Source organism: Caulobacter sp. AVps16, assembly GCF_058681455.1.
Map to the genome: position 1 here is coordinate 64,279 of NZ_CM178739.1, position 10,405 is coordinate 74,683.

Annotated in this window: 11 protein-coding genes; 2 read left to right on the forward strand and 9 right to left on the reverse strand. The window is 67.5% G+C overall.

The features are described 5' to 3' along the window. Window positions 1-86 precede the first annotated feature (86 nt). The 3 genes from ACW17U_RS00345 to dapE are packed head-to-tail and all read right to left on the reverse strand — an operon-like array spanning window position 87 to window position 2,611. Complete coding sequence (locus ACW17U_RS00345) at window positions 87-1,007, reverse strand: glutaminase (RefSeq protein ID WP_062149904.1); 921 nt, start codon at window positions 1,005-1,007, stop codon at window positions 87-89. A gap of 3 nt (window positions 1,008-1,010) precedes the next feature. Beyond that, window positions 1,011-1,451 (reverse strand): EamA family transporter, encoded by a 441-nt coding sequence (locus ACW17U_RS00350; protein WP_492054399.1) that lies wholly within the window; start codon window positions 1,449-1,451, stop codon window positions 1,011-1,013. After that, window positions 1,451-2,611, reverse strand: a complete 1,161-nt coding sequence (gene dapE, locus ACW17U_RS00355) for a succinyl-diaminopimelate desuccinylase (RefSeq protein WP_492054400.1) — start codon at window positions 2,609-2,611, stop codon at window positions 1,451-1,453. The genes ACW17U_RS00350 and dapE overlap by 1 nt, the downstream gene beginning before the upstream one ends. 64 nt (window positions 2,612-2,675) lie before the next feature. Between dapE and ACW17U_RS00360 the strand changes: the two genes are divergently transcribed. Together ACW17U_RS00360 and ACW17U_RS00365 are read left to right on the forward strand one after the other, a co-directional pair. Next, complete coding sequence (locus ACW17U_RS00360; protein WP_492054401.1) at window positions 2,676-3,155, forward strand: cupin domain-containing protein; 480 nt, start codon at window positions 2,676-2,678, stop codon at window positions 3,153-3,155. A 74-nt stretch (window positions 3,156-3,229) separates the two neighbouring features. Next, window positions 3,230-3,922 (forward strand): VIT1/CCC1 transporter family protein, encoded by a 693-nt coding sequence (locus ACW17U_RS00365; protein WP_492054402.1) that lies wholly within the window; start codon window positions 3,230-3,232, stop codon window positions 3,920-3,922. A 22-nt stretch (window positions 3,923-3,944) separates the two neighbouring features. Here the strand turns inward: ACW17U_RS00365 and dapD are convergent, their stop codons facing one another. From dapD to ACW17U_RS00395, 6 genes are all read right to left on the reverse strand, one after another. Next, entirely contained in the window at window positions 3,945-4,805 is an 861-nt protein-coding gene (gene dapD / locus ACW17U_RS00370) for a 2,3,4,5-tetrahydropyridine-2,6-dicarboxylate N-succinyltransferase (protein WP_492054403.1), read from the reverse strand. Beyond that, complete coding sequence (locus tag ACW17U_RS00375; RefSeq protein ID WP_492054404.1) at window positions 4,802-5,479, reverse strand: pyrimidine 5'-nucleotidase; 678 nt, start codon at window positions 5,477-5,479, stop codon at window positions 4,802-4,804. Before ACW17U_RS00375 ends, dapD begins: the two co-directional genes overlap by 4 nt. After that, window positions 5,476-6,390: an acetylglutamate kinase gene (gene argB, locus ACW17U_RS00380; protein ID WP_062149879.1), complete on the reverse strand. Its 915-nt coding sequence runs from the start codon at window positions 6,388-6,390 to the stop codon at window positions 5,476-5,478. Before argB ends, ACW17U_RS00375 begins: the two co-directional genes overlap by 4 nt. Window positions 6,391-6,482: 92 nt before the next feature. Next, on the reverse strand, window positions 6,483-7,592 hold the full coding sequence (locus ACW17U_RS00385; RefSeq protein WP_492054405.1) for a PAS domain-containing protein: 1,110 nt from the start codon (window positions 7,590-7,592) through the stop codon (window positions 6,483-6,485). Window positions 7,593-7,757: 165 nt separating this feature from the next. Beyond that, window positions 7,758-8,810 carry a sulfate ABC transporter substrate-binding protein gene (locus ACW17U_RS00390; RefSeq protein WP_492054406.1) on the reverse strand — a complete coding sequence of 351 codons (1,053 nt, stop codon included), beginning with the start codon at window positions 8,808-8,810 and terminating at the stop codon, window positions 7,758-7,760. Between the two features lie 32 nt (window positions 8,811-8,842). Then, entirely contained in the window at window positions 8,843-10,375 is a 1,533-nt protein-coding gene (locus ACW17U_RS00395; RefSeq protein ID WP_492054407.1) for an OprO/OprP family phosphate-selective porin, read from the reverse strand. Between the last annotated feature and the right edge of the window lie 30 nt (window positions 10,376-10,405).

The following is a 10,405-nucleotide window of genomic DNA, read 5'->3' on the forward strand; positions in this document are numbered from 1 at the left end:
CCGTCCTCCCCCGTAGGGGGAGGATGACTTCATCTTCCCCCTCCGGGGGAGGAGGGCCAAGGGCCCGGAGGGGGCAAGTGCCCGCCTTAAAGCACCGAGCAATTCGTCAACTGGCTGAATGCCTCGAGCGCTGCTGTTCCGACCACGGAGGTTCCGAAGCGGTCCAGTTCCGGCGACCAGACGCAGATCACCGCCTTGCCGGGCACCACGGCCACGATGCCGCCGCCGACGCCGCTCTTGGCCGGCAGGCCGACGCGATAGGCGAAGCTGCCGACGCTGTCATAGATGCCGCAGGTCAGGAGCAGGGCATTGAGCCGGCGGGTCAGGCGCTCGGGGAAGATGGTCTCCTGAATCACCGGCGAGAAGCCGCCGGCTGCCAGGGGCAGCAGGGCCCGCGCCAGCTGGCGGCAGCTCATGGTCAGGGCGCACTGGCGGCAATAGGCGGCGACCACGGCCTCGGGATCATGGCTGATCGTGCCCCGGCCGCGCATCAGGTGGGCGATGGCGCGGTTCTGGTGGGCATGGGCCAGTTCAGAGGCCGCCACCGCCTCGTCGATCTGTACCGGCGCATCGGCCAGGAAGCCGGCAAAGCCACGCACCAGGGCCGCCGGATCGCGCACGGTCTCCAGCAGGTGGTCGGTGATCGCCAGGGCCCCGGCATTGATGAACGGGTTGCGCGGCACCCCGCCCTCGGCCTCCAGCTGCGAGAGATGGTTGAACGGCGTGCCCGACGGCTCCTTGCCGACCCGGGTCCAGACCTCGTCGCCGAACCGGTTCAGGGCCAGGCCCAGGGCGAAGACCTTGGTGATGCTCTGGACCGAGAAGGGCTCATCGGCATCGCCGATCACATGCTCGCCGCCGTCGAGCGTGCAGACGGCCATGCCGAACTTCGAGCCCGGCACGGTCGCCAGCTGGGGGATATAGTCCGCCGGCCGGCCCTTGCCGAAGTGCGGCTTCACCAGCACGGCCACCTCGGCCAGGACCTGATCGATCGAAAACTCGTCCATGGTCTAGACCCGCACCGCCACCAGCACTGCCCCCGCCGCGATCAGGGCTACGCCCAGCCAGTTCAGGCCCGAGGGCCGCTCGCCCAGGAAGGCGGCGGCGAAGACGGCCACCAGCACCACGCTGAGCTTGTCGATCGGGGCCACCCGGCTGGCGTCGCCCAGTTTCAGGGCCCGGAAGTAGCACAGCCATGAGGCACCGGTGGCCAGGCCCGACAGGATCAGGAAGATCCACGAGCGGCGCGAGATCTCGCCCGGGGCCCGCCACTCGCCAAACAGGGTCAGGATCAGACCGGCAAAGGCCAGGATCACCACGGTGCGGATGAAGGTGGCGAGGTTGGAGCCCACGCCCTCGATCCCGACCTTGGCAAGGATCGTCGTCATCGCCGCAAACACCGCCGAGGCCACGGCCCAGAAAGGCCAGCTTGCCAGAGCGGCGCGAACCATCAGGCGAAGGCCACGAAATAGCGGCGGATCAGGGCTTCATAGGCCTTGGCCAGGTCGCGGATTTCCTGGACCGGCACCCGCTCGTCGACCTGGTGCATGGTCGAGCCGACCAGGCCGAACTCGACCACGGGGCAGAGGCTGCGGATGAACCGGGCATCGCTCGTGCCGCCGGTGGTCGAGAGCTCCGGGCTGCGGCCGGTGGCCTCCTCGACGGCCGCCACGATCACCTCGGTGAAGGGGCCGGGCTGGGTCAGGAAGGCCTCGCCGCTGATCTTGCACATGACCTCGGCGCGGGCCTTGAAGCCCTCGCCCGCCGCGGCGCATTCGCCCTCGATCCAGGCCTGCAGATCCCTGCCCCGGTGGGCCGGGTTGAAGCGGATATTGACCCGCGCCCGGGCCGTGGCCGGGATGACATTGGTGGCCGTATTGCCGACATCGACGGTGGTGACTTCCAGGTTCGAGGGCTGGAAGCCCTCATAGCCCTCGTCCAGCACCCGGCTCTGCAGGCGCGACAGGATCGAGACCAGGACCGGGATCGGATTGGCGGCGCGATGCGGATAGGCCACGTGGCCCTGCTGGCCCTCGACCGTGATCCAGGCATTGATGCTGCCCCTCCGGCCGATCTTGACCATGTCGCCCAGCAGGCTGGCGCTGGTCGGCTCGCCGACGATGCAGTGGTCGATGATCTCGCCCTCGGCCGCCAGGGCCTCGACGACCTTGACGGTGCCGTCCTCGGCCACGCCCTCTTCGTCGCCGGTGATCAGGAAGCTGATCGAGCCGGGGTGCTCGGGACTGTTGCCGACGGCCGAGACGAAGGCGGCGATGGCGCTCTTCATGTCGACCGCGCCGCGGCCATAGAGCACGCCGTCCCTGATCTGGGCCTCGAACGGGCCGGCGGTCCAGGCGGCGTCATCGCCGACCGGCACCACATCGGTATGGCCGGCGAAGCACAGGTTGGGCCGGGCGGTCCCGCGCCGGGCATAGAGGTTCTCGATCTCGCCGAACCTCATGCGCCGGCAGGTGAAGCCGAGGGCCTCCAGCTGGCGTTGCAGGATGTCCATCGCGCCCTCGTCGGCCGGGGTCACCGAAGGGCGACGGATCAGGGCCTGGGCGAGGTCGACGGGGTCGATGCTGACAGGAGCGGGCGCGGGGCTGGTCATGATGCTGGCTTTAAGCTTCCCTTCTGCCCGACGCAAACCACGCAAGCCTGTTGCCGGATCTCTCATGCCCAAGATCGACATCGACGCCGCGCCGACCCGTTTCGGCACGGCCTATCCACCGCCTTACGACGCGCCGTGCCAGGGGCGTCAGCGCTGGAAGCTGGGCGATGCCGCAGGCCTGACCCAGTTCGGCGTCAACCTGATGCGCCTGCCGCCGGGTTCCTGGACCAGCCAGCGTCACTGGCACACGGCCGAGGACGAGTTCACCTGGGTGGTCGATGGCGAGGTGGTGCTGGTCGAGGACGAGGGCGAGACGGTGTTGCGGGCCGGCGACTGCGCGGGCTTCAAGGCCGGGGTCGCCAATGGCCACCACATCCAGAACCGCTCGGACAGGATGGCGGTGCTGCTGGAAATCGGCACCCGCGCGCCCGAGACCGACGGCTGCGACTATCCGGATATCGACCTGATCCTGCGCGAAGGCGAGGAGGCCTACCGCCACCGGGACGGGACGCCCTATGAACTCGACGGCGGACGCAAGCGTTAGCCGATCGGGCTTGATGCGGGTCAAGGCGCTGTGCGCCGGATGGGCCATCGTTAGGGGCCCGGAGGAGATGTCCCATGATCAGTCACCGCGAACGCCATCTGATTGAACGGGTCGGCTGGCTGAGGGCCGCCGTACTGGGGGCCAATGACGGGATCGTCTCGACCGCCAGCCTGATCGTCGGTGTCGCGGCCGCTGCCCAGGGCCGGGGCGAGATCCTGGTGGTCGGGGTGGCGGGGCTGGTGGCCGGGGCCATGTCGATGGCCGCCGGCGAATATGTCTCGGTCAGTTCCCAGTCCGACACCGAGCGCGCCGATCTGGCGCGGGAAAGGGCCGAGCTGGACACCCAGCCGGCCTTCGAACTCGATGAGCTGGCCGGCCTCTATGTGGCGCGCGGGGTCGAACCCGAGGTCGCCCGCCTGGTCGCCATCCAGCTGACCGCCAGGGACGCCCTGGGCGCCCATGCCCGCGAGGAACTGGGCATTTCCGAGATCACCACGGCCCGGCCGATCCAGGCGGCCCTGACCTCGGCCGCGACCTTCGCCACCGGGGCGGCCCTGCCGCTGGTCACGGCGATCGTGGTGCCGGCCAGCGCCATCGTCGTGGCGGTCTCGGTCGCCTCGCTGCTGTTCCTGGCCCTGCTGGGCGGTATCGGCGCGCGGGCGGGCGGCGCGCCCCTGGTCAAGGCCGTGGTGCGGGTGACCTTCTGGGGCGCGATCGCCATGGCCCTGACCGCCGGGGTCGGAGCCATGTTCGGCGTCTCGGCCTGACCGGGTCAGGCCGAGGGCAGGATCAGTCCCGCAGCAACTCGTTGATCGAGGTCTTCGACCGCGTCTGGGCGTCCACCGTCTTGACGATGACGGCGCAGTAGAGACCCGGGCCGCCATGGGGGTCGGGCAGGTTGCCGGGGACCACGACGCTGTAGGGCGGCACCTTGCCGATGTGGACCTGGCCGGTCTTGCGGTCGACGATCTTGGTCGAGGCGCTGATGAACACGCCCATCGACAGGACCGAGCCCTCGCCGACGATCACGCCCTCGACGACTTCGGAGCGGGCGCCGATGAAGCAGTTGTCCTCGATGATGGTCGGATTGGCCTGCAGGGGCTCCAGCACGCCGCCGATGCCGACGCCGCCCGACAGGTGGACGTTCTTGCCGATCTGGGCGCAGGAGCCGACCGTGACCCAGGTGTCGACCATGGTGCCGTCGTCGACATAGCCGCCGATATTGACGAACGAGGGCATCAGGATGACGTTCCGGCCGATGAAGGCCCCGCGGCGGACGATGGCCCCGGGCACGGCCCGGAAGCCGGCGGCCTCGAAATTGGGGGCGTCCCAGCCATCGAACTTGTTGGGCACCTTGTCCCACCACGGACCGACCCCGTCGCCCAGGGTACCGGCCCGCATGACGGTGTTGGGGTTGAGGCGGAAGGACAGCAGCACGGCCTTCTTCAGCCACTGATGGGTGGTCCATTCGCCGTCGATCTTTTCCGAGACCCGGGCCTTGCCGCTGTCGAGCAGCAGCAGGGATTCCTCGACCGCCGTCCGGACCGGGCCGGTCGTGGCGGTGGAGATGCCGTCACGGGCGTCCCAGGCGGCTTCGATCTCGGTCTGCAGATCAGCCAAGGAAATGGCGGGGGGGCTGACGGTGGTCATGGCATGAGATCCTTCAGGCGCGCCGAGGTCAGGAACCCGGCAAGGTCGTGCGTGCGGTGGTGGACGAAATCGGCGGTCGAGGCGGCCGCATGGGCCCCGACCAGGACGGTGGTCATGCCCAGCACCGCGGCGGGGGCCAGGTTCTTCTCGCTGTCCTCGAAAAAGGCGGTGGCCGGGGCGGACAGGTCATGGCGCGAGACGATCTTCTCGAAGGTGGCCATGGCCGGCTTGGGCAGGTAGTCGGCCGTCTCGATGGCGAAGACGTCTTCGAACAGATGGTCCAGGCCCAGATGACCCAGGACCCGCTCGGCATGGCCCAGCGAGCCGTTGGTGAAGATCAGTCGCCGGCCCGGCAGGGTGTCGATCGCCGCGCGCAGGACGGGGTCGGGGACCAGCCGGTCCATCGAGACGTCATGCACCTCGTCGAGGAAGGCCTTGGGCGCGATGCCGTGATGGGCCATCAGCCCGGCCAGGGTGGTGCCGTGCTCGTGATAGTACTTCTTCTGGATCGCCCGGGCCTCGTCGCGGGGCAGGCCGGTGGCCCGCTCCATGAAGTCGGTCATCTTGCCCTCGATCAGCGCCATGTACTCGCACTCGGCGGGATACAGGGTGTTGTCGAGGTCGAAGAGCCAGGTCTCGACGTGGGTCAGGTCCGCAGGCGGGGCGTCGCTCATCGCGAGATCAGCGTACCGGCGCCGTGTTCGCTGAACAGCTCGACCAGCATGGCGTGAGGGCGACGGCCGTCGAGAATGACCACGGCCTCGACGCCCGACTCCACGGCATGGATGGCATTTTCCAGCTTGGGGATCATGCCGCCGCTGGCGACGCCCGTGGCGATCAGCTCCCGGGCCTCGGCCACGGTCATCTGTCGGATCAGCTGGCCCTCGCCGTCCAGCACGCCGGCGATGTCGGTCAGCATCAGCATCCGCTTGGCCTTCAGGGCCCCGGCCAGGGCTCCGGCCACGGTGTCGGCATTGATGTTGAAGGTCTGGCCGGCCTCGGAGACGCCGATCGGGGCGATCACCGGGATGTAGTCGGTCTCCGACGACAGCAGGGCCTGGATGATGTGGGGATCGACCTTGGTCGGTTCGCCGACAAAGCCCAGATCGACGACCTGTTCGATATTGCTGTCAGGGTCGCGCTTGGTGCGGGTCACCTTCTCGGCGGTGATCATCCGGGCGTCCTTGCCCGACAGGCCCACGCCCCGGACATCGGCTTCGGCGCCGGCCAGGGTGATCCAGTTGGCGATTTCCTTGTTGATGGCCCCCGACAGCACCATCTCGGCCACTTCCATGGTGGCTTCATCGGTGACCCGCAGGCCGTCGACGAAGGTCGACTTGACGCCGGCCCGCTCCAGCATGCGGCTGATCTGCGGACCGCCGCCGTGCACGACCACCGGATGGACACCCAGCAGCTTGAGCAGCACGGCGTCGGCGGCGAACACCTTGGCCACCTCTTCCTGACCCATGGCGTGGCCGCCGTATTTGATCACCACCGTCTCGCGGTCATAGATCTGGATATAGGGCAGGGCCTCGGCCAGGGTCTTGGCTGTGGCCCAGCCCGCTTCCTCGGCGGCGTCGGTCAAGGGGCGGATCCTGTACGCAAATGGGCGGGTCTCGATAGCGGACCCTGTCCCCCCTGTCATCCAAAAGCGCGTCCGAAAAGGCCCGGCCTGCCCTAGTGTGCCGCGCCGTTCACCGGCAGGGTGATGACCACCCGCGTTCCCGGCGAGGCGTCGGTGGTTTCGGCCTTGGCCTTCAGCTGCTGGCACAGCAGTTGAACAATGGTCAGCCCAAAGCCCGAGGATTGCGTCGCGGCCCCAGCACCCACACCGTCATCGGCGATTTCGATCCGCAGGGTGTCGTCCATCCGCCGGATTCCAATCAAGATACGACCGGCCTGACCCACGGGAAAGGCGTGCCTCAGGGCGTTGGACAGCAGTTCGTTGGCCACCAGGGCCAGGGGGGCGGCCTTGGCGGCGGGGACCTCAACCCGTTCCAGATCCAGTTCGAAGGCGATGTCGTTGCGGCCCGCAGTGCCCATCAGGTCGGCCACCAGGTCGCGGATAAAGGCGGACACATCGAACCGCTCGATGTCATCGCTCTGGAACAGGCGGCGATGGACGGTGGCGATCGCGCCGACCCGCTCGAGCATCCCGCGCAGGGCATGCTTGACGGCCGGGTCGGTCACCCGGCGGTTTTGCAGCAGCAGCAGGGACGAGATGAGCTGCAGGTTGTTCTTGACCCTATGGTCCACCTCATGGAGCAGGGCCGTCTTCTGTTCCAGGGCGTGGGTCAGCGCCTGGGTGCGATCCGCTACCAGCAGTTCCAGATCATTTTGCCTATTGCTCCATTGGAACTCGATGCGCTTCTTGTCGCTGATATCCAGCTGGGAGCCGATAAAGTGAGTGATGGTGCCGCCGCTATCGCGCACCGGGCTGATATAAAGGGCGTTCCAGAAGGTTGATCCGTCCTTGCGACAGTTCTGCAACTCGCAGGCGATGTCCTGGCCCGCGCTGATCGCCGCGCGCAGCTTCGCCCGCTCCAGGGGATCGGTGTCAGGACCCTGCAGGAACCGGCAATTGCGACCGATCACCTCCTCGCGGCTGTAGCCCGTCAGGCGCAGGAAGGCGTCATTGGCGAAGACGATCGGATTGTCGTCCTGCAAGGCGTCGGTGACGATCGTCGCCAAGCGGGAGGCCAGGATCGCCGCAGCGAACGGATCTTCGGACCCACGGCCTGCTGCCAGGGCATCGGCGGCACGCAGCGCCTGCGAAAAGTCCGTCATGAATTTGCCCGACCCGACACTGCAGTCCTCGCTGGCCACAACGCGCCATGGCGGGCGCGATTCTGATCCCGGAGCATGCGCCCAAAACAGGTGCGGCGTGAACCCGTTTTGAGTTCACGCCGCGCGCGCCGGACGGAAAGAGGAGGGTGACCTTCGGCGAGCCGCCTATTTCGGCTGGTAGATCTTGTCGAAGACACCGCCGTCGGCGAAGTGCGTGGCCTGGGCCTTTTTCCAGCCGCCGAAGGTGTCGTCGATCGTGACCAGCGGGATGGCCTTGAACTTGCCGGCATATTTGGCTGCCGCCGCGGCATTGCGCGGCCGGTAGTGGTTCTTGCCGATAAGGTCCTGGGCCAGGGGGCTGTAGAGGAAGTTCAGATAGCCCTCGGCGGCCAGGCGGGACTTGCGGCGGTCGACATTCTTGTCGACGATCGCCACGGGCGGCTCGGCCAGGATCGACAGCGACGGATAGACGATGTCGAACTTCCCCGGCAGTTCTTCCTGGGCGAGATAGGCCTCGTTTTCCCAGGACAGCAGGACGTCACCGATGCCGCGCTGGGTGAAGGTGGTGGTCGCGCCGCGCGCTCCGGTGTCGAGGATCGGCACATTCTTGAACAGGGCCTCGACATAGGCCTGAGCCCTGGCCGGATTGCCGCCCGGTTGCTTCAGGGCCCAGGCCCAGGCCGCCAGATAGTTCCAGCGCGCCCCGCCCGAGGTCTTGGGGTTGGGCGTGATGACGTCGATGCCCGGCTTGATCAGGTCGCCCCAGTCCTTGATCTTCCAGGGGTTGCCCTTGCGGACCAGGAACACGATGGTCGAGGTATAGGGCGTCGAGTTGTTGGGCAGGCGCGACTGCCAGTTGGCCGGCAGCAACTTGGCCTTGGCGGCGATTTCGTCGATGTCATAGGCCAGGGCCAGAGTGACGACGTCGGCCTGCAGACCGTCGATCACCGAGCGGGCCTGCTTGCCCGAACCGCCATGGCTCTGGTTGATGGTCAGGGTCTGGCCGACCTTGTCCTTCCAGTACTTGGCATAGGCGGCGTTGATCCCCTTGTAGAGCTCACGCGTGGGGTCGTAGCTGACATTCAGCAGGGTCAGCGGCCTGATGCCCTGAGCCAGGGCCTGGCCCGACATCAGGGCCGGAGCAGCGGCAACCGCTGCCCCGGCCGAAGCGACTCCGAGGAGGCCCCGACGCGTGGGTTTGTTGAAACTACGGGTCATTCGGGACGTCCTCGGATCCAAGAAGCTAGGGTTTAGAATGCGTATTGGGTTCGCAGTGACCAGATATCGAGGTCCTGCCCGACCTGTGTGCCGACGGCCGGGGTCGAGCCTGCCACGAACGCGGTACCGCCCTGTGACAGACGACGGACCTCGACATTGCGGTACGTGCCAGAGACGGTAACGATGTTGTTGAGGTACCAGTTCAGCCCGACCGAGAAGATGTTCTGCTCACCGCCACGGATCGCGCCGGGCAGGGCAGGATTGCCGGGGCCGCCCGAACGATAGTTCAGGTCGAGATTCGAATAGCGGAGGCCCAGTTCCAGCGCGCCCCACTGACCCTTCTTGGGATCAAAGGGCTTGGCCGCGCGCGGCGCATCGAAGCCCGCGGTGGCGATGTTGTAGCGGCGTGGCTCGCCCGTGATGGTCCAGCCGCCCTGGACATACCAGCCATCGAACTCCGGATCGGGCAGGGCGCTGTTGCGGCGCTCGACGTCGATGTTGAAGTACTCGGCCTGGACATAGAGGTTCTTGTGCTGGGCACCGAACTCGAGACCCAGGACATTGATGCCGTCGGCGTCGATATTGCCGGTATCGATCAGGCGCGTGCCGTCAACGCGCAGTTCCGGGCGGTCGCGCAGTCGGACATTGGTCACGGCACCGCCGGCCGATGCCACGTCCGGACCGGATGCGGCCGGGTCGAGGATCAGGTTGGCATTGGCACCGACATGGACCAGCCAGTCCTTGCCCTTGAAGGGCACATAGGCCAGCCGGCCCACGAAGCCGACCTGCTCGTCAAAGGTCTGGGTCGTGACCGTATTGCCGGTCAGGGCGGCCGAAGCGTTCCAGCGCTCGCCATTGGCCAGCAGGCCGATCGCAGCGCGGCCGTCGCCGCCGGCCAGGCCGCGCACGGTCTCGGCGACCGAGGCGCGCTCGACGAACAGCGAGCCGGTGTTGTTGGCGGCGTCTTCCAGGCTGGTGACCGGCGCGTAGATGCCGGCCCGGATCTTCACCGGATAGCCGCTGTACTGCACCCAGGCCGACGAGATCTTGCCGGCTTCTTCCGTGCCCGAACCGCCGAAGTCATAGATCATGTTGTAATCGAAGGCACCGAACGCCTTGCCCTCGATGCCGAAGCGGGCGCGGCGGATATTGGCACCGTCGCCCAGGTCGCGAGCCCGGTCGTTCTCGCCGGCGTCGCCGAACGAGCCGCGGCGGAAGTCGGTGGCCAGGGGGCCGGCGTCGCGCTGATCATAGATCGCCGCATCGGCCTGGAAGATGCCGCGGAACGAGGCCGTGAAGGCTCCGTCACCGGTGGTGATGGTCGGGCGGGCATTGGCCAGGGTGACCGTGGTGGCCGACTGGGCTGCGCGGACGTCCTTGACGTTGGCAGCGGTGGCGGCCTTCAGGTCTGCGATCTGGCCGGACAGGGCGGCGAGCTGGGCTTCCAGCGCGGCGATGCGGGCTTCGGCGTCCTGAGGGGTCTGGGCATTGGCAGCGCCGGCCAGGGTCAGGGCCGAAACACCGGCGATCAAAGCCGTCCGCAAGGTGGTCTTCTGGGTTGTCATCGTCTTCCCCTTTCGGGCCGCCTCGGCGGT

Excerpts from the sequence above, each read along its gene's own strand:
- dapE (WP_492054400.1), bottom strand. The coding sequence starts at position 2,611 with ATGACCAGCCCCGCGCCCGCTCCTGTCAGCATCGACCCCGTCGACCTC.
- ACW17U_RS00390 (WP_492054406.1), bottom strand. The coding sequence starts at position 8,810 with ATGACCCGTAGTTTCAACAAACCCACGCGTCGGGGCCTCCTCGGAGTC.
- ACW17U_RS00360 (WP_492054401.1), top strand. The coding sequence starts at position 2,676 with ATGCCCAAGATCGACATCGACGCCGCGCCGACCCGTTTCGGCACGGCC.
- ACW17U_RS00365 (WP_492054402.1), top strand. The coding sequence starts at position 3,230 with ATGATCAGTCACCGCGAACGCCATCTGATTGAACGGGTCGGCTGGCTG.
- ACW17U_RS00375 (WP_492054404.1), bottom strand. The coding sequence starts at position 5,479 with ATGAGCGACGCCCCGCCTGCGGACCTGACCCACGTCGAGACCTGGCTC.
- ACW17U_RS00395 (WP_492054407.1), bottom strand. The coding sequence starts at position 10,375 with ATGACAACCCAGAAGACCACCTTGCGGACGGCTTTGATCGCCGGTGTT.
- dapD (WP_492054403.1), bottom strand. The coding sequence starts at position 4,805 with ATGACCACCGTCAGCCCCCCCGCCATTTCCTTGGCTGATCTGCAGACC.
- ACW17U_RS00385 (WP_492054405.1), bottom strand. The coding sequence starts at position 7,592 with ATGACGGACTTTTCGCAGGCGCTGCGTGCCGCCGATGCCCTGGCAGCA.
- ACW17U_RS00350 (WP_492054399.1), bottom strand. The coding sequence starts at position 1,451 with ATGGTTCGCGCCGCTCTGGCAAGCTGGCCTTTCTGGGCCGTGGCCTCG.
- ACW17U_RS00345 (WP_062149904.1), bottom strand. The coding sequence starts at position 1,007 with ATGGACGAGTTTTCGATCGATCAGGTCCTGGCCGAGGTGGCCGTGCTG.